Source organism: Acuticoccus sp. MNP-M23 (assembly GCF_031195445.1).
Lineage (GTDB): Bacteria > Pseudomonadota > Alphaproteobacteria > Rhizobiales > Amorphaceae > Acuticoccus.
Window position 1 is genome coordinate 2,509,046 of sequence record NZ_CP133480.1, and the last position, 21,019, is coordinate 2,530,064.

The 21,019-nt window shown below is 65.1% G+C and carries 17 protein-coding genes; 10 read left to right on the top strand and 7 right to left on the bottom strand.

Annotated elements, in window-relative coordinates; genetic code table 11:
- The first annotated feature begins 4 nt into the window (after nucleotides 1-4).
- The 6 genes from RDV64_RS11715 (at nucleotide 5) to RDV64_RS11740 (ending at nucleotide 7,819) form a co-directional block, all read left to right on the top strand.
- Entirely contained in the window at nucleotides 5-1,027 is a 1,023-nt protein-coding gene (locus RDV64_RS11715; RefSeq protein ID WP_309195100.1) for a GTP-binding protein, read from the top strand.
- Between the two features lie 189 nt (nucleotides 1,028-1,216).
- Entirely contained in the window at nucleotides 1,217-3,133 is a 1,917-nt protein-coding gene (locus RDV64_RS11720) for an ATP-binding protein (protein ID WP_309195101.1), read from the top strand.
- Entirely contained in the window at nucleotides 3,123-4,448 is a 1,326-nt protein-coding gene (locus RDV64_RS11725; protein WP_309195102.1) for a sigma-54 dependent transcriptional regulator, read from the top strand. Before RDV64_RS11720 ends, RDV64_RS11725 begins: the two co-directional genes overlap by 11 nt.
- A gap of 234 nt (nucleotides 4,449-4,682) precedes the next feature.
- Nucleotides 4,683-5,687 (top strand): TRAP transporter substrate-binding protein, encoded by a 1,005-nt coding sequence (locus RDV64_RS11730; protein WP_375143744.1) that lies wholly within the window; start codon nucleotides 4,683-4,685, stop codon nucleotides 5,685-5,687.
- Nucleotides 5,688-5,760: 73 nt separating this feature from the next.
- Nucleotides 5,761-6,378, top strand: a complete 618-nt coding sequence (locus RDV64_RS11735; protein WP_309195104.1) for a TRAP transporter small permease — start codon at nucleotides 5,761-5,763, stop codon at nucleotides 6,376-6,378.
- A 4-nt stretch (nucleotides 6,379-6,382) separates the two neighbouring features.
- Nucleotides 6,383-7,819, top strand: a complete 1,437-nt coding sequence (locus RDV64_RS11740) for a TRAP transporter large permease (RefSeq protein ID WP_309195105.1) — start codon at nucleotides 6,383-6,385, stop codon at nucleotides 7,817-7,819.
- Between the two features lie 110 nt (nucleotides 7,820-7,929).
- Here RDV64_RS11740 and RDV64_RS11745 read toward each other — a convergent pair whose 3' ends face one another.
- Nucleotides 7,930-8,457, bottom strand: coding sequence for a 2,4'-dihydroxyacetophenone dioxygenase family protein (locus RDV64_RS11745; RefSeq protein WP_309195106.1), 528 nt, complete (start codon nucleotides 8,455-8,457; stop codon nucleotides 7,930-7,932).
- 10 nt (nucleotides 8,458-8,467) lie between these two features.
- Nucleotides 8,468-9,172, bottom strand: coding sequence for an SDR family oxidoreductase (locus RDV64_RS11750; RefSeq protein WP_309195108.1), 705 nt, complete (start codon nucleotides 9,170-9,172; stop codon nucleotides 8,468-8,470).
- A 400-nt stretch (nucleotides 9,173-9,572) separates the two neighbouring features.
- On the opposite strand from RDV64_RS11750, the gene RDV64_RS11755 reads away from it, so the two are divergent.
- Both RDV64_RS11755 and iaaH read left to right on the top strand, forming a co-directional pair.
- Nucleotides 9,573-10,037 (top strand): DUF992 domain-containing protein, encoded by a 465-nt coding sequence (locus RDV64_RS11755; RefSeq protein WP_309195109.1) that lies wholly within the window; start codon nucleotides 9,573-9,575, stop codon nucleotides 10,035-10,037.
- Between the two features lie 197 nt (nucleotides 10,038-10,234).
- Complete coding sequence (iaaH, locus tag RDV64_RS11760) at nucleotides 10,235-11,689, top strand: indoleacetamide hydrolase (protein ID WP_309195110.1); 1,455 nt, start codon at nucleotides 10,235-10,237, stop codon at nucleotides 11,687-11,689.
- Between the two features lie 15 nt (nucleotides 11,690-11,704).
- Here iaaH and RDV64_RS11765 read toward each other — a convergent pair whose 3' ends face one another.
- The 4 genes from RDV64_RS11765 to RDV64_RS11780 form a co-directional block, all read right to left on the bottom strand.
- On the bottom strand, nucleotides 11,705-12,925 hold the full coding sequence (locus RDV64_RS11765) for an adenylate/guanylate cyclase domain-containing protein (RefSeq protein WP_309195111.1): 1,221 nt from the start codon (nucleotides 12,923-12,925) through the stop codon (nucleotides 11,705-11,707).
- A 231-nt stretch (nucleotides 12,926-13,156) separates the two neighbouring features.
- Entirely contained in the window at nucleotides 13,157-15,187 is a 2,031-nt protein-coding gene (rpoD, locus tag RDV64_RS11770) for an RNA polymerase sigma factor RpoD (protein ID WP_309195112.1), read from the bottom strand.
- 183 nt (nucleotides 15,188-15,370) lie between these two features.
- Complete coding sequence (dnaG, locus tag RDV64_RS11775) at nucleotides 15,371-17,398, bottom strand: DNA primase (protein ID WP_309195113.1); 2,028 nt, start codon at nucleotides 17,396-17,398, stop codon at nucleotides 15,371-15,373.
- A gap of 124 nt (nucleotides 17,399-17,522) precedes the next feature.
- A complete protein-coding gene (locus RDV64_RS11780) occupies nucleotides 17,523-17,978 on the bottom strand; it encodes a GatB/YqeY domain-containing protein (protein WP_309195114.1) in 456 nt (151 codons plus the stop codon).
- Nucleotides 17,979-18,268: 290 nt separating this feature from the next.
- On the opposite strand from RDV64_RS11780, the gene carA reads away from it, so the two are divergent.
- The gene (gene carA, locus RDV64_RS11785; RefSeq protein WP_309195115.1) at nucleotides 18,269-19,459 is read left to right on the top strand and encodes a glutamine-hydrolyzing carbamoyl-phosphate synthase small subunit; all 1,191 of its coding nucleotides are present in this window, start codon (nucleotides 18,269-18,271) and stop codon (nucleotides 19,457-19,459) included.
- Nucleotides 19,456-19,941, top strand: a complete 486-nt coding sequence (locus RDV64_RS11790) for a GNAT family N-acetyltransferase (protein ID WP_309195116.1) — start codon at nucleotides 19,456-19,458, stop codon at nucleotides 19,939-19,941. Before carA ends, RDV64_RS11790 begins: the two co-directional genes overlap by 4 nt.
- A 36-nt stretch (nucleotides 19,942-19,977) precedes the next feature.
- Here RDV64_RS11790 and RDV64_RS11795 read toward each other — a convergent pair whose 3' ends face one another.
- Entirely contained in the window at nucleotides 19,978-20,919 is a 942-nt protein-coding gene (locus tag RDV64_RS11795) for a neutral zinc metallopeptidase (RefSeq protein WP_309195117.1), read from the bottom strand.
- Nucleotides 20,920-21,019: the final 100 nt, after the last annotated feature.

Genomic DNA, 21,019 nt, shown 5'->3' on the forward strand with positions numbered 1-21,019 from the left:
CGGCATGGTACAGCCAATGCCGGTCACCATCATCGGTGGCTTTCTGGGGGCGGGGAAAACCTCGCTTCTCAACCATATCCTGACCACGGCGACGGACCGCCGGATCGCCGTGCTGGTCAACGATTTCGGCGCCATCAACATCGACGCGAAACTGATCGTCGCCATTGAGGGCGAGACCGTCAGCCTTGCCAATGGATGCGTTTGCTGCACGATCCGCGACGACCTTCTGAGCGAGGTCTTCAAGCTCCTGGAAAGCGCCGAGCCGCCCGAACACATCGTCATCGAGACGAGCGGGGTTTCCAAGCCTGTCGCGGTGGTGGAGACGTTTTCCAACCCCGCAGTGCTGGGCCTCGTCGACGTTGTTGGCCTCATCACGTTGCTCGACGCCGAGCTGGCGGCCTCCGAGGATGCCGCTTACGGCACGCTCGCCTACGACCAGATCGCCACCGCCGACCTTGTCGTCATCAACAAGGCGGACCTTGTTTCGCCGCCAGCGCTGGCGGCGCTCCGGGCGCGGGTGACGGCGGTCGCGGGGCGTGCGCGGATCGTGACCGCCGAGCATGGCAAGGTGCCGCTGGCGCTGATCTTCGACGAGATGCAGGGACCGTCGCCTTTGCGGCCTGTCAGCGGCGACCACGGCGAGGACCACAGCCACATGTTCGAGGCGTGGTCCTTTCGCAGTGAGCGGCGCTGGTCGTTCAACGCCCTCCAGCGGGCAACCGAACATCTGCCGACGGACATCTACCGTGCCAAGGGCCTCGTCCGGCTTGACCTGCCGAGCGGTGATTACGGCGTTCTCCAGATGACGGGACGCCGCGCCTGGCTTCGCCTGTGCCAGCCGGATGAAGCTGGCAACGAGCCGGCCACCGAGCCGGCCACCGAGCTGGTCTTCATCGGCAAACGCGGCGCAACCACGGATGAGGAGCTGGCCGCTCATTTCGAAAACGCCCTGACCGAGGCAACGGCTCCCTCTGCGCCCGTCCACATCGTTACCGACCTTCGCGCATTCAACGTGATCTTCGCCTGACGCTGAAAGAGCCACAGCCCCATTTGTGATCCCGCCCCGTGGAATGGGGCGGAAAGCCCTTCGCCCATCGTTTCCTCGCGCGTTCCATGCGCCAGACCGCCGCCGCCGGTTGCATCGGTGCCGCGCCCTTTGAACGACATTGCGCGATTGCAAAGCGCGGGCGACTATCGGCGCGCTGTCCCTGTTGGCATGGCATGGCGGAAGGGGGCGATCATCTCGACATCGTTCGGAAGCGATACCCTGCGGCGAGGCGGTGCCGAGCCTGCAAAGCTGCGGCGGGCGGCCATTATCGCCATGGTGGTGATTGTCGCTCTCGGGGCAGCGTCCCTGTTTGTCGGCCGCTTCGTCTCCCAATATTACGATGAATTCGCGCGCGAGAATCGTCTCGTCCTGAACCGCAGGGCCGACGCTGTCGAAGGGTGGCTTGCACGGTACCGACCGCTCGCCGCCCTCTTTGCCCGCGATCCGCGGATCGTCGACCTCCTCGTGGACGGGTCTGGCCGGGGGACCGCTGCGGCCAACACGCTTCTCGAGCCCTGGACCCACATGACGGGGGCGTCCGTGGTTTACGTTCTCGATGGTACAGGGACGACGATCGCGGCGTCGAACTGGGACGAGCCGGTCTCGTTCGTGGGCCGGAATTTCGCGTACAGGCCGTATTTCACCGCGGCGATGGATGGCCGGCTCGGACGATACTTCGCGCTGGGGACGACGAGCGGGGAACGGGGCTATTTCTTCGCGGCGCCGGTCCGCAACGACGGCCGGATCGTCGGCGCGGTCGTCGTCAAGGTTGCCGTGGACGAACTGGAGCGGCTCCTGCGGCTCGCGACGGAGCAGGTCTTCGTCACCGATGCGGCCGGCATCATCATCCTCGCCGGCAATCCTTTGCTGCGCATGACCGCCCGCGCGCCGCTGCCGGCTGACGAAATGGACCGGATCGCCAGAACCCGTCAGTTCGATCCGGCCCGGATCCGCAACGCCCCGATCGAACCGGCGTCCCCTTTATGGGCGGACGGTCACAACCTGGTGCTGGCACCCGCCGATCGCGGCGGAAACCCGACCCGGCGCTACCTCGAACTGAGCGAGCCGCTTGCGACCGAAGGTTGGACGATCACGCTTCTCGTCGATACCGCACCGGTCCGCGCACGGCTCGCCGCGACGACGTTCACGGCCTTCACCGGCGTCACGCTGATCCTTGCCATCGTCGCGCTGGTCTGGCAGCGGCGCCGTCTTCTCATCGAACGGCTGCGCGCCGGCGAGCGTGACCATCTGCATCTTGAGGAGCGGGTCGCGGCGCGGACCGCCGAACTTGCAAGGGCCAACAGCCAGCTCGAGGCCGAGATCATCGAGCGGCGCGAGGTGGAGGCCGATCAGCGCAAGATGCAGGCCGAGCTGATCCAGGCCGGCAAGCTCGCAGCGCTTGGACAGATGTCCGCGGCGCTCAGCCACGAGTTCAATCAGCCCCTGACCGCCATCCGGACCTACTCGGAAAACGCGATCGCGTTCTATGAAGCCGGGGCGGGCGACAAGGCGGCCGAGAACCTCAACCGGGTCCAGCGATTGACCGAGCGGATGGCGCAGCTGTCCCGCCAGCTGACACGGTTTGCGCGGCGGTCGAAGGATACGGTAGCGCCTGTCGATCTTGACGACGCGCTGAAGGAAGCACTCGACCTTCTTGATGGCCGGATCAAGGGCGCCGGCGCGGTGGTGACGGTTCGCGGGGACCGGAACGTGAGGGTGATGGGTGGAACGGTCCGCCTCCAGCATGTCATCATGAACCTCGTCGGCAATGCCATCGATGCCGTCCCCCCGGACCGGGCTGCCGAGATCGGCATCGACGTCCGGCGCCGTGGCGCGGCAGCGATCCTCACGGTCGAAGACAACGGGATGGGAATTTCGCCGGATAATCTGGAGCGGATTTTCGATCCCTTCTTTACCACCAAGGAGGTCGGCAAGGGGCTCGGCCTCGGGCTTTCGATCTCGTATAACATCATCAAGGATTTCGGCGGCCACATGCGGGCCGAGAACCGGAGCGGGGGAGGGGCGCTGTTCGAGCTGACGCTCGTTGCAGCCGAAGAGGACAGGCGGGAGAGCGTTGAGGGGTGAGGTCATTCTCATCGACGACGAGGAGGACATTCGCGTTTCGGTCCAGCAGTCGCTGGAGCTGAAGGGATTGTCCGTCGTCTCGTATGCCCGGGCCGAGCGTGCTCTGGACCGGCTGTCGCGCGACGCCGAATGCGTGGTCGTCTCCGACATCCGCATGCCGAAAATGGACGGGATCGCCTTCCTTGAGGCCGCGATGAAGATCGATCCCGAGCTGCCGGTGATCATGATCACCGGGCACGGCGATGTCCCGCTCGCCGTCGAAGCGATCGGCAAGGGCGCCTACGATTTCATCGAGAAGCCGTTTGCGGTGGAGCGGCTGGTGCGGTCCGCGGGCCGCGCCCTCGAAAAGCGCCGCCTGACCCTTGAGGTTCGCGCGCTGAGGGAACGACCGGCGCCCGACGATCCGCTGGAGGCGATGATCTCCGGCCGGGCCGATGCCATCGTCGAGCTGCGGCGCAAGCTGCGAGCGGTGGCTGAGAGCGATCTCGACGTGCTGCTCGTCGGCGAGACGGGGACCGGAAAGGAGCTTGCCGCACGGGCGATCCACGCGCATTCGGCGCGGCGGGAGATGCCGTTCGTCACCATCAACCTTGCCGCGCTGCCGGCGGCGCACGCCGAGCAGGAGCTGTTCGGCTACGTCCAGGGGTTTGACGGGCATGTGCGGGCACGCACCGGGCGGCTGGAGCATGCGCGGCGCGGCACAGTCTACCTCGACGAGATCGGCTCTGCGCCGCTTGCGCTGCAGATCAAGCTCCTGCGCGTTCTGGAGGACCGGGCGATCGAGCCGCTGGGGACCTCCGAACGCACGGCCCTTGACGTCCGGTTCATCGCCTCGAGCCGAACCTCGCTCGAAGCGCTGGTCGCACAGGGTGCGTTTCGCGACGACCTGCTCTATCGCGTCAATCCCGTAACGCTGCGCCTGCCGCCGCTGCGTTCGCGCCCCGGCGACGCATCGCGCCTTTTCCTGCAGTTCGCCGCCGAGGCGTCACGGCGCTTCGGCCGCGAGGTGCCGCCGATCTCTGCGGCCACGCTGCTCGCCGTGGGGCGGCGGGACTGGCCTGGCAACCTACGGGAGCTGAAGAGCGCCGCCGAGCGCTTCGTCCTGGGTCTGGAGAGCGATCCGATGCCCTTCGAGACGTCTGGCACGACCTTGATCGAGATGCTCGATCGCTACGAGAGGGACGTGCTGACCGCGGCGCTCACAGCGCACAATGGCAGCCTCAGGGCCACCTACGAAGCGCTCGGGCTCGCGCGCAAAACGCTGTACGAGAAAATGCAGAAGCACGGACTGAAGCGCGAGAATTTCTCCAGCTGAGCGTCCCGGCCGGGCTCGGCCGCTCACCCGCTCCACCGGATGTTCCCTCGTCCACCCACCCGGACTGCCCCGGTGGGCAGGGTTTGAAACACCCCGGTCATTTTTCTTCCACGGCACGAAAAACGCCGTGCGATCCGCGTTGCGGCGCGACGGCCAGCCCCTCTTTGTGTGCCAACCGCTCGATGCGGATGCGTCCGTCAGAAGGCGTCACACAAAATAACCGGAGGAAATATCTTGAAAGTCACAACCATTCTCGTTGGCGCGCTCACCACGGTCGCCATGGCCGCTCCGGCCTTCGCTGCCTGCGAAAGCGGCGAGACCGTCATCAAGTTCGCGCACGTCACCAACACTGACAAGCACCCCAAGGGCATAGCTGCCCAGCTTTTCGCGGATCGCGTCAACGAGGAGATGAACGGCAAGGCCTGCGTCGAGGTCTATCCGAACTCCACGCTCTACGACGACGACAAGGTGCTGGAGGCGATGCTTCTGGGCGACGTGCAGATGGCGGCGCCGTCGCTGTCGAAGTTCGAGACCTTCACCAAGAAGCTGCGCCTTTACGATCTGCCGTTCGTCTTCACCGACATTGCCGCCGTCGACCGCTACCAGCAGTCCGAAGGGGGCCAGGCGCTTCTGGAGTCCATGAAGCGCAAGGGCCTTCTCGGCCTTGCCTACTGGCACTCCGGCATGAAGCAGATGTCAGCGAGCACGCCGCTGCTCGAGCCGGCTGATGCCAAGGGCCTCAAGTTCCGCATCCAGCCGTCGGACGTTCTGCAGGCGCAGTTCGAAGCGCTCGGCGCCAACCCGCAGAAGATGGCGTTCTCGGAAGTCTATGGCGCGCTGCAGACCGGCGTTGTCGACGGTCAGGAGAACACCTGGTCCAACACCTACGGGCAGAAGTTCTTCGAGGTGCAGGACGGGGTCACCGCGACCAACCACGGCGTGCTGGATTACATGGTCGTCGTCTCGACCGACTGGTGGGACGGTCTGGACGCTGATGTGCGCGATCAGCTCACGACGATCATGAACGAGGTCACGACCGAGCGGAACGCCGCCGTCGTCGACGTGGAGAACGGGTCGCGCGAGGCGATCATCGCCGCTGGCGGGACCGTGCGCGATCTGTCGCCTGAGCAGCGCGCGATGTGGGTCGAGGCCATGAAGCCGGTCTGGGCGCAGTTCGAGGATGAGATCGGGGCCGAGGTGATCGAAGAGGCCGTCGCCTCGAACGCCGTCACCAACTGAGGCAGTTCGCCCCGCGGTCATCCGCGGGGCGTTTTTCCAGTCACAGCCTCCAAGAAGAATTCAGGAAAAAGAAATGACCTACCAGCCGACAAGCGCGCTGGGACGGATCGTCAACGATATCGAGGAAACGCTGATCGCGCTGCTTCTCGGCCTGATGACGATCATAACCTTCGCCAATGTGATCGCTCGCTACGTCTTCAATTCGAACCTTCTCTGGGCCCTCGAGACGACCGTCTTCCTGTTCGCGTGGCTGGTCCTTCTTGGTGCTGCCTACATCGTCAAGATCGGCGGCCAGCTTGGCGTCGACGTGGTGATCCGCGCCGTTTCGCCGGGGGCGCGCAAGGTGCTCGGCCTCCTGTCGGTCGCCGTCTGCATCGCGTTCACCGCCCTTCTTCTGAAAGGCGCGTGGGATTATTGGGCGCCATTCGTCGGCAGCCAGGCGTGGTACGAGGTGAACGACATCCGCATGCCGGACTGGCTGCGTTTCATCGAACCGGTCCTCAACGAGGGCGAGGCCTACGAGAAGCTGCCGCGCTTCATCCCCTACGCCGTGCTTCCGATTTCGATGGCGCTCCTTCTGTTCCGCTTCCTCCAGCAAGGCTGGTTCATCCTGACCGACAGGTCCGACTCGCTCATCGCCAGCCACGAGGCCGAGGAGATGGTGGCGGACGCAGCGAGAAGGGAGAGCTGAGACCATGGACGTCGCAATCCTCTTCATCCTCGTCATCGGGCTGATGCTCATCGGCGTGCCGATCGCCATCGCGCTCGGCTTCGCCTCGATGCTGTTCATGATCGTCCTGTCGGACACGTCTCTGGCCTCGGTCGCGCAGCAGCTCTTCAACGCCTTCGCGGGCCACTACACACTGCTTGCGATCCCGTTCTTCATCCTTGCATCGACCTTCATGTCCACCGGCGGGGTGGCGCAGCGCATCATCCGCTTCGCGATCGCGTCCGTTGGCCATGTGCGGGGCGGCCTCGCCATCGCCTCGGTGTTCGCGTGCATGCTGTTCGCGGCGCTGTCGGGTTCCTCGCCCGCAACGGTGGTGGCGATCGGCACGATCTGCATCGCCGGCATGCGCCAGGTCGGCTACTCGAAAAGCTTTGCTGCCGGCGTGATCTGTAATGCTGGCACGCTCGGCATCCTCATTCCGCCGTCGATCGTGATGGTGGTCTATGCGTCAGCGGTGGACGTGTCGGTGGGCCGGCTGTTCCTCGCGGGCGTCATTCCGGGTCTCCTTGCCGGCGTCATGCTGATGATCGGCATCTACATCGCCGCGCGCGTGAAAAAGCTGCCGAAGGAGCCGTTCGCCGGGGTTCGCGAAATTCTGGCGTCGGCGCGCGATGCGATGTGGGGACTGTTCCTCATCGTCATCATTCTCGGCGGCATCTATGGCGGCGTCTTCACGCCGACCGAGGCGGCGGCGGTTGCGGCGGTCTACTCGTTCCTGGTCGCAAACTTCGTCTACCGCGACATGGGTCCGCTCGCGCAGAACGCCGGGGACGCGCCCGGCGCGCTGACAGAAGCGCGCTCGCTCTCGGCGGCGGCCGTTTCGCCACCGCGCCGCCCGCTGACCCTCCTCGACAAGCCGCAGGCGCTCCTGACGGTGTGGTTCCACCGCGACACGAAGCGGGCGTTGCTGGAGTCCGGCAAGGTGACCATCATGCTGATGTTCATCATCGCCAATGCGCTGATCCTGAAGCACGTCCTCACCGACGAGCAGATCCCGCAGGAAATCACCGCGCTCCTGCTGGACGCCGGGTTCGGGCCGGTCATGTTCCTCGTCATCGTGAACATCATCTTGCTGATCGGTGGTCAGTTCATGGAGCCGTCCGGGCTCATCGTGATCGTGGCGCCGCTGGTGTTCCCGATCGCGATGGAACTGGGGATCGACCCGATCCACCTCGGGATCATCATGGTCGTGAACATGGAGATCGGCATGATTACGCCGCCGGTCGGCCTCAACCTCTTCGTCACGTCGAGCGTCGCGAAAATGCCGATGCTGGACGTGGTGCGGGCTGCGATGCCCTGGCTCGGCATCCTGGTGATCTTCCTGATCATCGTGACGTACATTCCAGCCGTGTCGACCTGGCTCCCGACGACGTTCATGGGCCCAGAACTCGTCATCCGCTAAGCGGTGGGGGCGCCGGTCGATCCGGCGCCCCCCTTGCACTGATCGGCCGGCGCCGGTTTTGCCGGCCTTTTGAGTGTCAGCGGCCGCCCCTTGTCAGAAACGGCAATCGGCTAGCGGATGAACTGGTCCACGTAGTCTTCGCCAAGGCCGACGTCGGTATAGTGCTTGCGGCACATCTCGATCTTGGTGAAGACGTCTTCATAGCCCATGGTGTTGCCGAACGGGTCCACGTAGAGCATCACGCCGTTCACCTGAAAGTAGGTGATCATCTCATCCACATCGTCCGGAACGACGAGCGTATGGGTTTCGCCCGGCGGTTCGAACACATAGCCGCCTTCACGCGCCACCCAGTCGTGCTCCAGATAATACCAGCTTCCCTTCAGCACCCAGCCGTGAACCGGCTGGGGGTGCCGGTGGCGCGACAGCACACCGGACTTGCGCACGCGCAGAAGGTTCATCCAGTAGCCCTGCGACCGGTTGAGGCACAGCGGCCGGAACGCAACGTTCTCGGCTTGCGGAACCCACACCCGCTCGTCCTCTGCGATCGCGTCCGGAATGACGATTTCGGTCTGCGCATCCTTGGGGAAGGGCAGCTGGTAGGGGACTCGCTTGTCTTTTTCTTCGGTTTGTACGGGCATGGCCGCCTCCTCACATCGCAGAATAACCACCGTCGACAGGGTAGACGCAGCCTGTCACGAATGAAGCTTCGTCCGACAACAGCCAGCTGACCAGCGCGCCCACTTCGCCGGGTTTGCCCCAGCGGTGCAGCGGCGTGCGGTTGACGATCGGATCGTTGCGGACCGGATCGGCCCTGAGCGCGGTTGTCATCTCGGTCTCGATCCAGCCCGGCGCGACTGCGTTGACGCGCACGCCGTCGGCGGCCCAGCGCCCCGCCAGTGCCTTGGTGAGCTGCGCCACGCCGCCCTTGGAGGCCGAATAGGCCGGCACCAGCGGTCCGCCAAAATAGCTCAGCATGGAGGCCGTGTTGACGATTGCGCCGCCCGACTTCGCGAGCAGCGGATGCGCCGCCACGCAGGTGCGCATGGTGCCCGTCAGGTTGATATCGATGACCGTCTCGAACGTCTCGATCTCGTATTCCTTGCCGCGGGCGAGAATGCCGGCACAGTTCACAAGGCCGTCCACCCGGTCGAGGCCTTCGAAAAAGCGTGTGACTGCTGCGGTGTCCCGAACATCGAGCACTGCGGCCTTCGCATCGGGGACGGCTTCGGCATAGGCATCGACCTCGGCATGGGAAACACCCGTGGCCGTGATCCGCCACCCCTTCTGGCGCAGGGTGTCCGCGACACCGGCGCCGATCCCGCGCGTTCCACCGATAATGACGGCGTTTTTCATCGTGTCTTACCTTTGATCGTGGTCGGCCCGGCCTGAGCGGCGGAAGGGGCGGTTTCTCGCCGGCCAGCCAGAATTGTTTCAGGACGGAGCCGCAGCGGTGCCGCGCCGAACCCTAGCAATGTTGCAAGCGGGCCGCATCACCTTGGGTATGCTGACGCCGGCAACCGTGCCAAGGAGACCCCTTGCGCGGTGGCTTTCGCGTGAGGGGCAATTTTGCGCAGCTTCATCCGTTGGCACGCCGCGCCAATTGCGTGGACAGGCGCGGGAACCGGCGATGCCGGGCGCCTCGGATGACACCTTTTGACTAGCTCGACGAATGGCGCGGCAGTATTGTCCCGCCGTGCCGACCCGATGGTGGAGGCGGCACCCTTGTTCCCAACAAAAGCAGAAAGCCGCAGCCATGAAGTCATCAAAGATCCTACTAGCCGCGGCCGTCGCGGCGCTCGGCGTGCAGTCCGCTGAAGCGGCTGACGGCGTCGATATGGGGGTTCTCACCTGCAAGCTGACGGGCACCACCAATCTGGTCGTCTACACCGACGAAGAGTTCGATTGCGTGTTCGACCCGAAAACCGGCAACCCCTACACCTACACCGGCCAGATCAAGAGCGTTGGCGTGGATCTTTCCATCACCAAGGAACTGACGATGGTGTGGGCGGTGCTGACCACGAAGACGGACGGCGATGTCGCCAACCAGCTTCGCGGCACGTATCTGGGCGCAGGGGCATCAGTCGAAGTTGTCGGCGGTGTCGGCCTCAACGCGCTTGTCGGTGGCAACAGCAAGGCCATCACGCTGCAGCCGGTCAGCGTATCGGGCTCCGTCGGCGCCGGTGCGTCCATCGGCCTGGAGCGCTTCGAACTGCGCTGACCCCGGCACGCGGCGGCGTCTCGGCGCCGCCGCGCAACTGCGGACGACCATTTTGCCAGGCCGACCCGATTTGCGCGGCGCTGGCAATTGACTTGCCTTCGTCGTGACCGACAATCCATTGGCGCGACAAGGATCAATCCATGCATGAATCGACTGGGCTGCGGACATTGGCGAGGCCTGCGGCTCGGCCGGTCGGTATGGGGCACGCGGCTCCGCTCCTGCGGCTTGCCCGCTCTGGCGCGGTGGCGCTTGCAGCACTGATGTTGCCGGTGGAGGCGGGCGCACAGGCGCTGGTCAATGCCGGCGAAATCGCGCTCAACGTGCGCAACGGCAGCGTCAAGGCGGTGGATGTGGTTGAGGCCGCGCTGGACCGGACGCGCGAGATCGCAGGCCTCAATGCCTTCATCACACTCGACGCCGTGGGCGCCGGCAAGGCGGCCGCGGCCATTGACGCGGCAGCCGGCGCCGCCGGCCCGCTGGCCGGCGTACCCTTTGTGGTGAAGGACAATATTGCCTCCGCCGGGCTTCCCACAACGGCCGGCACCCCGGCGCTGCGAAATTATGTGCCCGCGGTCGACGCGCCTGTGCTGGCGGCGCTGCGCAAGGCCGGCGCCGTGCTGATCGGCAAGACCAACATGCACGAGCTGGCTTTCGGCATCACCTCCAACAACGCGGAGTTTGGCGCGGTCGGCAACGCGGTCGACCCGGCGCGCTTTGCCGGCGGGTCCTCCGGCGGCACCGCAGCGGCCATCGCCGCCGGCGTCGTGCCGTTCGGGCTCGGCACCGACACCGGCGGCTCCGTGCGCATTCCGGCAGCGCTGAACGGCATTGTCGGCTTTCGCCCCACCACCGGGCGCTACAGCGGCGAGATGATCGTGCCCATCTCCACAACGCGTGACACCGCCGGGCCGATGGCGCGCACGGTTGGCGAAGTGGTGTTGATCGACGCCATTCTGGCCGGGGAGGGCGGCGAGGTCCCGCTCGACCTTTCAGCCGTGCGTCTGGGTCTCGCCCATCCGCAGGCGGACAACCTGTCGGCGGGCGTGAAGATTTCGCTCGACGATGCCATTGCACGGCTGAAGGCGGCGGGCGCCACAATTGTCGACGTCGACATGTCGAAGACGCTGGCCGATGGCGGCGCGGCAGGCTTTCCCATCGCGCTGTTCGAGGCACGGCGCGACCTTGGCGCCTACCTTGCCGCCAACACCGACCTTGCGCTGGAAGACCTTGCGGCAAAGATCGCCAGCCCGGACGTATCCAACATCTTTGCAGGCGGCGTTTTGGGCGTCGGTGTGTCGGAAGCTGAATATGAAGAGGCGCTCGCCGTGCGCGAGACGATGATTGCCGACTATGCGGCCCTGTTTCAGAGCAATGCGCTGGACGCCATCATCTTTCCCACCACGCCGCTGGAAGCCCAGCCGATCGAGGGCTCCGACAAGACGGTGATGCTGAATGGCGAGGCCGTGCCCACCTTCCCGACCTTCATCCGCAACACCGATGCCGGCTCGGTGATTGGCGCGCCGGGCCTCTCTCTCCCCATGGCGCCGACCGCCGAAGGGCTGCCGACCGGCCTTGAAATTGACGGGCTGCCGGGTGCGGACGCCGCGCTCCTGTCGCTGGGGCTGGCGGTGGAGAGTGTGCTCGGCGATTGAGCGCTGACACGCCGGTCAGCCGATGGACGAAAGCTCTGCCGCCGGCGCCGGCTCCTGCCCGGCGGCAGCGTGTTTCGCCGGACCGGGGACGAAGACGCGCAGGGGCTGCGCAAGGCCCCGGACCGGGTGTTCGCCCGCGTCCTGCATCGCGCGCCCGTGGCTGACGCCGATGGCCGCCACTTCCTGAGAGACCAGATATTCCTCACCCAGATGGCTGCACAGGGACGCAAGCCGCGCCGCAACATTCACGTCGCGCCCGATGACCGTGAAATCCAGCCGGTCCCCTGAGCCCACATTGCCGAACACTGCATCTCCCAGATGGATCGCGACGCCAAAGCGGATCGGGAATTCGCGCCCCTCGCTGTGAAATGGCGGCACTTCGGTGTCCAGCATGGCACGGGCAGCGTCCAGCGCGGTGAGGACGGCCGCAGCATCGCCCTTTCCCTCGGTGGGAAACGTGGCGAGCACCGCATCACCGATAAATTTCAGGATTTCGCCGTTCCGCTCGGTGATCGGCGGGACCACCACATCGTAGTAGCGGTTGATCATCTCGGCGGTGACGCCTGCGGGAAGCTGGGTGGACAGATGCGTAAAGCCGCGCAGGTCCGCGACAAGGATCGCGGCACGCATCTTGGTGACCTCGCCGCGGTGGATGGTCCCGTCAATGATCTGACGCGCCGGACCCTTGCCCACATAGGCAGCAAGCACATCGCGAAACGTGGCCTGCAAGGTGCGGATCTGCACCACCGCCGATAGGGCGGGCACAATGGCGGCGAGAAGCGCATGGGCTTCGGCCGGAAAGTCTTCGGCGTCCTTGGTGGCCAGCGTCATCAACAACAGGTCGCGCCCGGAATGGGGGAGCGGGATGACGGTATAGTGCCGGATGCCGCCGGCCCGCAGCTCCGGCACAATTCCGAACGCCTCGTCCGGCGTCTTGTCGATATTGATATAAACCGGCGCCTGCGTCTCGAACGCAACCTTGAACGGGCTGCGTTCATACATGCCGGAGTTGCGATTGTCGTAGCCGAACCGGGTGAACTCGATGCCGGATTCCGGCCGCCAGAGGATGCTGGCTGCGAGAAGCGACGGGTTGAGGAGGCCGAACCCGACAGAGAACCGGTCGATCTTGAAGCCGAGCGCGGTGAGGCGCAGTGCAAGGCTCTCCACCATGGCCGACAGGTCGAGATTCACGCCGTCGCGCAGCAGCCAGTCGCTCAGTCTTGCGGCTTCGTTCATGGGCACAGGCTTTCAGTCCGCACAGTTGCCGTGGTGGCCGGGCTGCTGCCTGGCACAATTCATAGTGGTTCGAATTCTGGTGGCGGACAATGGGAGGTTGCCGCCTTTGTCAGCCGGAAATCCCGCGCAGAATTGGCGGCGCCGTGCTGCCTGCGACCGCGGGGCGGCATGCGCGCACGTCGCGGGGGCGGTCAAGAAAACCGCCGCCCGGTGGTCCGGGCGGCGGTTGTGTCAGCTGTCGAGGAAGGAGCGCAGCTTGCGGCTGCGGGACGGGTGCTTCAGCTTGCGCAGCGCCTTCGCCTCGATCTGGCGGATACGCTCGCGGGTCACCGAGAATTGCTGGCCGACTTCTTCCAGCGTGTGGTCCGTATTCATGCCGATGCCGAAGCGCATCCGCAGCACACGCTCCTCACGCGGGGTGAGGGACGCCAGCACCCGCGTGGTGGTTTCACGCAGGTTGGACTGGATCGCCGCGTCGATCGGCAGGATCGCGTTCTTGTCCTCGATGAAGTCGCCGAGGTGGCTGTCTTCCTCGTCGCCGATGGGCGTTTCGAGCGAGATCGGCTCCTTGGCAATTTTCAGGACCTTGCGGACCTTTTCCAGCGGCATGGCGAGCTTTTCGGCAAGCTCCTCCGGGGTCGGCTCGCGGCCGATCTCGTGCAGCATCTGGCGCGAGGTGCGCACGATCTTGTTGATCGTCTCGATCATGTGGACCGGGATGCGGATGGTCCGCGCCTGGTCCGCGATCGAGCGGGTGATCGCCTGCCGGATCCACCACGTGGCGTAGGTGGAGAATTTGTAGCCGCGCCGGTACTCGAACTTGTCGACGGCCTTCATCAGGCCGATGTTGCCTTCCTGGATGAGATCTAGGAACTGCAAACCGCGGTTGGTGTACTTCTTGGCAATGGAAATCACGAGGCGCAGGTTGGCCTCGACCATTTCCTTCTTGGCACGGCGGGCTTCGCGCTCGCCCTTCTGTACCTTCTGGACGATCTGGCGGAACTCGGTGATTTCGAGGCCAGCCTGACCGGCGATTTCCTGAATGCCGTTGCGCAGCTCGGTGACGGTGTCGGTTTCGTTGGCGACGAAGGTCTTCCAGCCGCGGCCGGGAAGGGCGCCGACCCGCTCCAGCCAGCCCGGCTCAAGCTCGTAGCCCTGATAATGCTTCACAAAGCCGACACGGTCGATGCCGTAGCTGTCGGCAATGCGCATCAGCCTGCCCTCCTGGGTAATCAGGCGCTTGTTGATGTCGTAAAGCTGCTCGACGAGGCTTTCGATCCGCTGCGGGTTGAGGAGCAGCGACTTGACGCTGGTGACAATCTCCTCGCGCAGCTTCTTGTACCGCTTCACCTGTGAGGGGGAGAGACCGTCCTCGTCCGCAAGGCGGCTTTCAACCACTTGCTCCTGCAGCTTGCGCAGCTTCTTGTAGTTCTCGGCAATCTGCTCGAACGTATCGAGCACCTTCGGCTTCAGCTCCGTCTCCATCGCGGAGAGGGACATGGAGCTTTCGAACTCGTCGTCGTCGTCACTGTCGTCCGACTCGGTGTTCGGCTGGCCGGGGCGGGCGCCTGCCAGAGAAATGACGTTGCTGTTGTTCTTGTTTTCGCCGTCCTGCTCGGCGCCCTTGATGTTGCCGTGCTGGTCGCGCTGGGGCGGATCTTCCGGCTCGGCCAGATGCGCCTTGCCCTCGGGGTCGGCGTAGGTGCCTTCGAGGTCGATGATCTCGCGCAGGAGGACCTTTTCCTCGATCAGCTCTTCACGCCAGATGGTGATGGCCTGGAAGGTGAGCGGGCTTTCGCAAAGCCCCGCAATCATGAAGTTGCGGCCAGCTTCGATCCGCTTGGCGATGGCAATTTCGCCCTCACGGGACAGAAGCTCCACCGAGCCCATCTCGCGCAGGTACATGCGGACCGGATCGTCGGTCCGCTCGGTCGGCTCGCGGGTGGTGGTCTTGGCGACGGCTTTGGTCTGCGTCTCGGCGGTCAGCTCGCGCGACTCGCCCTCTTCGCTCTCTTCCTGCTCTTCGTGCTCGACGACGTTGATGCCCATGTCGCTGAGCATCGCCATGATGTCCTCGATCTGCTCGGAGGTGACTTCCTCCGAGGGCAGGACTTCATTCAGTTCGTCGTGGGTAACGTAACCGCGCTTTTTCGCGGTCTTGATGAGTTTCTTGACCGCTGCATTGTTGAGGTCCAGAAGCGGGCCATCGCTGCCCTCGTTGGAAGTCTCTTTTTCGTCCGCTGCATTCGCTTTGGTCGCCAAAACAGTCCTCCCGATCGGGGTTAGGCCGCACGCTGGGCACAGCCCGCGCTGCGCAAGATAGGCATCACAAACACGCCGGCCAGTGCGTGGGACACCGGGTTACGAACCGCATCCACACACCCAAGACAGCGCTTTGGGAAAACCGATAGATAACGCAGGATTGGCCGCGTGCAAGGCTTGTGTTTACAGGAGGCTGTCATGCGGCCGTGTCATGTCCTCGCCGGAAGCGGCGCGCCTGCGCAGCTGTGCGGCCTCGTCAGTGAGGGCGCGCTCGGCATCTTCCAGAATACGCCGCTGCTCCCCGATGGCCATTGATAGGGATATTAGCCTCGACTCGGCGGCTTCGTTTCCGTCGTCCACGGCGTCGGACGCCGCCGCCAGTTCCGCTTCGTGCCCGCGCATCTGCAATTTCAGCAAGAAGACATCAATGCACTGGCCGATGAAGCGGTCGCTCGGATTGCTGGACAGGATTGAAAACCTGTTTATCAGACGCTTGCCGCGGCCGTCTCCCGCGTCGCCCCAGACCTCGTTGAGACACATCCGCGCCCGCTCCGGCAGCGCCGAAATGAGTGTCGCACTTTCGTCACAAAGTGTGGCGCCGTAGGCCTCGAGCAACATTGCGGCGAACGTCTGGTGCACGCTGGAGAGGAAACGGGCCCCGTAAAGACGCTCGCCATGCATGTCGAGAAGGGTCGGCCGCAGGATGAAAAGCCCCAGAACGATGCGCTCCAGCTCCATCAGCGCGTTGCTGACATCGGCCGGGGCGGAGAGCGGCGCGGTGGATGCCGCCGGCATGTCGTTCTGCGGCGCACCGCGGCGGCCACCTTTGGGGCTGAACCGGCCGTTCTTGCCGGCACTGCCCTGTCCGCCCTGGCCGGCCGGGTTGTCGCGGGGGCCGCGCAGGGCCGTCCGGCGGAGCTGGTAGAGGCGCTCGTCGAATGCGTTGCGGTAAAGGGCAGTGAGGCGGTCGTCGGCAATCTCGCCGGCCAGCGCACGCAGACGGGTTTCGAGCGCAGCCATCCGCTCGGGCGTGTTGGCGCCAATGGCGGCCTCGCGCGCAAACAGGGCATCGACCAGCGGCACGGCGCTCGCCGCCCGCTGCTCAAAGGCCTCGACGCCGCCAGCGCGGATGAGATCGTCCGGGTCCTGACCCTCGGGCAGTGTCAGGATCGAGAACGACTTGCCGGCCGTCAGAAGCGGCACGATCCGCGACAGGGCACGGTCCGCAGCCTGCCTGCCGGCGCTGTCTCCATCGTAGCAAAGCACAGGCTCATCGGCGAGCTGCCACGCGAGCTTGATCTGCTGTTCGGTCAGCGATGTGCCGAGGCTGGCCACAACCATCTCCAGCCCAGCCTGGGCCAGCGCGATGGCATCGAGGTAGCCCTCCACCACAAAAAGGCGGTTGGCGCGGTGGGCGGGGCCGCGGGCGCGGTGGGCGTTGTACAATAGCGCCGATTTGTCGAACAGCGGCGTCTCGGGCGAGTTGAGGTATTTGGGCTCGCGGTTTTCCAGTGTGCGGCCGCCGAACCCGGCCATGCGGCCGCGCCCGTCGTGGATCGGCACCATCAGCCGGCCGCGGAAACGCTCGCGCATCCCGCCCCCGTCCGTCTTCGCCAAGAGGCCCGCGCGCTCCAGGTCAGCCTCGGACAGGCCCTCGGCTGAGAGGTTGCGCGTGAGAAAACCCTGCGGGCTGGGGGAGAGGCCGAAGCCGAAGGCGCGCAACGTCGCCTCTGTCAGCCCCCGGTCGGCGGCATAGTCGCGCGCCGCACGGCCGCCGGGGCCCCACAATGTCTTGGTATAGAGCGCGGCGGCGGCGTCCAGCGCATCGCGGCCTGCCCTGCGCTGGCGCTCGCGTTTGTCGTCCACCTGCGGCGTGTCCGGCAGCGCCACGCCGGCAGCCTCGGCCAGCGCCTTCACTGCCTCGGGAAAATCGAGGCCCTGGTGGTCGGTCAGGAAGCGGAGATGGTCGCCGGACTGCTGGCAGCCGAAGCAGTGATAAAAGCCCTTGCGGTCATCCACGTGAAAGGACGGCGTGCGCTCTTCATGAAACGGGCAGCAGGCCCACAGGTCGCCCTTGCCCGGCTGGGACTTGCGCCGGTCCCACGTGACCACGCGGCCGATGATCTCCGACAGCGGCACGCGCTCTCGAAGGCTGGCCAGAAAGTCTTGTGTAAAGCGCAAGGGCTGAGCCTCGTTCGAAGTCCGCGGCATGATGTGCTCTGCGGGACCATGACGCGAGGGCGTGGTTAAGATTTAACAAAATTTTCCCCGCTATCAAATCACGTCGCGGGCAAAGGCCTTCGCGGCAGGAATTTGGCGGGTTCGGTCCGGTGGGCTAGCGGAGCATCCCGCGAACGAGGCAGCTGGCGCGTCCAAGGTCGAGCTGGCCGGGGTATCGCTTCTTCAGTGCGGTGATGGTGCGGCCGACGTCCCGAAGGCCGGCAGCGCCAATTTCGGACATTACCTGCGTACAGGCCCTTTCCATGGCGCCTTCATCCATCAGCGGCGGCATGAATTCGCGAATGGTCTCGATTTCGCGAACGGTCTGCCCGGCGGTTTCGGCGTTGCCGGCGAGCCGCTCGGCCTCGGCCTGCTCCTCGCGCTGCTTGATCATGGTTTTTAGCAGGGCGGCAATCTCACCGCCGGAAATCTTCTCGCCGTTGCCGGCGCAGTGCGCCGCATCCCGGTCGCGAATGGCCGTCTGGATCAGGCGCAGTGTGGACAAGCGTTTTCGGTCGTCGCTGTCGCCAGCCACTCGGATCGCGCCTTGCAGTTCTTCACGCACATTCATGGTCACACCTGTTGGACAGGGTCTCGGACGGCGGGGCGGTTAACATTAATTGAGTGCCACACCAAATGTGTTGATCATGCAGCCATGTCATGTGGCTCCGCGTCAACGGGAAACGGCCATCTTTATCGACCGTTCGGCTCAGTGGTGCCGACATATGAGGTCAATGCGCTTCGAACGCAAGGGTTGCGTCTCCGCGGCGGCCGGTTCGTTGACAAGCTGGTAAATCGGATCTGTTCAAAAGTGGCTGTGATGGACTAGAGAGGAAATTCGCCGCACGCATGGGAGTTGAGATGTTCGCCGTCAGTCCTTGGGTAGAGCCCAAAGCCACCGCCTGTCTGGTTCTTGCCGATGGTCTGGTTTTGATGGGAGAGGGCGCCGGGGCGCAGGGAACGGCAGTCGGCGAGCTGTGCTTCAACACGTCGGTAACCGGGTATCAGGAGATCCTGACCGACCCGTCCTACGCCGGTCAGATCGTCACCTTTACCTTTCCGCATATCGGCAATGTCGGTGCGAATGAGGATGATGTGGAGACCGTTGCCGTGGAGGCGTCGCTTGCCGCACGGGGCTGCGTGCTGCGGGCGCCGATCACCGCGCCGCAGAACTGGCGTTCGCGCGAAACTTTCGGCGCATGGCTTGCAGCCCGCGGCATCGTCGCCATCACCGGCGTCGACACCCGCGCCATAACCGCACGCATCCGCGATGGCGGGATGGTCAATTGCGCGCTGGCCCACAATCCGAACGGTGACTTCGACATCGAGGCGCTGCGCGAAATGGCGCGGACGGCACCCGACATGGCCGGCGCCGAACTTGCGACCACGGTGAGCGGGCGAGAAGCACGGGGCTGGACCAGAGGAGCCTGGGGCTGGGATGCCGGCACCTATGGCGATGCGTCCGGCACCGGCCCGCGCATCGTTGCGCTCGACTACGGCATCAAGGGCAACATCCTCAATCTTCTCTCCGAGCGCGGCGCCAACGTCACCGTGATGCCGGCGTCCTCCACGCTGGAGGAGGTGATGGCGGCAAGGCCCGAGGGCATCTTCCTGTCCAACGGCCCCGGCGATCCGGGGGCGACCGGAGAGGTCGTGGGCGAAACCCTGCGCGGCCTGCTGGGCAAGGGCATTCCCACGTTCGGCATCTGTCTTGGTCACCAGCTCATCGGCAATGCCATCGGCGCCAGCACCAAGAAGATGAAACAGGGCCACCACGGCGCCAACCATCCCGTGCTCGACATCGAGAAGGGCCGGGTGTCCATCGTCTCGATGAACCATGGCTTCACCGTGGACGCAGGCACGCTGCCGGAGAATGCGAAAGAGACTCACCGGTCCCTGTTCGACGGCACCAATTGCGGGTTGGCGCTCACCGACCGGCCGGCGTTTTCGGTCCAGTATCACCCGGAAGCATCACCCGGACCGCAGGACAGCTACGATCTGTTCGACCGTTTTCTCGACATGGTGCGTGAGCACGCGGCGGCGAACGCATGATTGTCGAAGACGCTGTCCTGCCCGATGACATCGAAGAGGTACTGGCGCTCAACAACGCCGCCGTGCCGGCGGTGAACGCGCTGGACGCCGACGCCCTGCGGTCGCTGTGTGCCATGGGCCAGCTGCGTGTCGTGCGCGGCGAGGGCGTCGAAGGCCTGTGCCTGACGCTTCAGAGTGGCGCGCCCTACGAGAGCGGCAACTACCAGTGGTTCAGCGGCCAGTTCGACCGCTTCATGTACGTGGACCGGATTGTGGTGGCGCCGACCGCAAAAGGCCGCGGCATCGGACGCGCGCTCTATGAGGACACGTTTGCCCGCGCCGCCGCGCTCGGCCAGCCGCGGGTTTGCAGCGAGGTGAACTCGGACCCGCCCAACCCGCAGTCGATGGCGTTCCATGCCAGTCTCGGCTTCGAGCCGATCCACGAACGGCTGAACCCCAGCGAGGGGAAGACGGTGCGGATGATGGTTCGGCCTATCGGCTGAACCGATGCGCCGCCCCGTTCCGGGCGGCGCATCTGGTCAAAGTGCTGCGAACGTGTCGCAATCGGCAGGGTTGCCGCTTTGATAGCCGGTGCGGAACCATTTGGACCGCTGGGCGGCCGTGCCGTGGTTGAAGCTCTCCGGCACCACATAGCCCTGGCTGCGCCGCTGCATCATGTCGTCGCCCACGGCAGCCGCCGCGCCCAGCGCTTCGTCGATGTCGCCATCTTCCACAATGCCGGTCCTGTCGGCCGCATGGGCCCAGACGCCAGCATAGCAGTCAGCCTGAAGCTCGACCTTGATGCTTTCGGCATTCGATGCGCGTTCGCCCATACGCTGACGCGCTTCGTTGAAGCGGCCAAGCACGCCGGTCTGGTTCTGGACATGGTGGCCGACCTCATGCGCCAGCACGTAGGCCTGCGCAAAGTCGCCCGGCGCGCCGAGCTTGCGCGACAGCATGTCGAAGAAGGAAAGGTCGACATAGACCTTCTGATCCGCCGGGCAATAATAAGGGCCGACGGCCGCGCTGCCGAAGCCGCAGGAGGTCTGCACGAAGCCGGAGTAGAGCACGAGCTGCGGCGGGTCGTAGCGTGACCCGCTCTCCTGGAAGATGCGGCTCCAGGTGTTTTCCGTCTCTTTCAGGACCACGGCCATGAAGGCCGCGCGCTCATCGTCCATGGCGGTCTGCTCAGGCGTGCGCGCCTGCGACGGCGCGCTGGCGACCGGGCCGCCACCGCCCTGGCTTCGTGAAAGCATGTCCAGAAGCTGGAGCGGGTTGATGCCTGCAAAGATCCAGAGGCCGATGGCAACGACGATCACCAGAATGATCGAGCCACCGCCTGCGCGACGAACACCGCCGCCGCCCCCTCGGGGAATGCGGATCGACGGTCCACCACGAGAGGAACGGCCGAAGATGTTTCCACCGCCCCGGCCGCGCCTGTCGTCTACGTTCTTGCTTCGCTCGCGGCCTTCCCAGCGCATCCGTCACCTCCGCGGCTGTGAATCAGCCCTCGGGCAAGACAGTGCGCTATCAGGACACTTGGTTCCGTTTGAAGGGCGTGAAAAGTGAGGCCAGCTCATG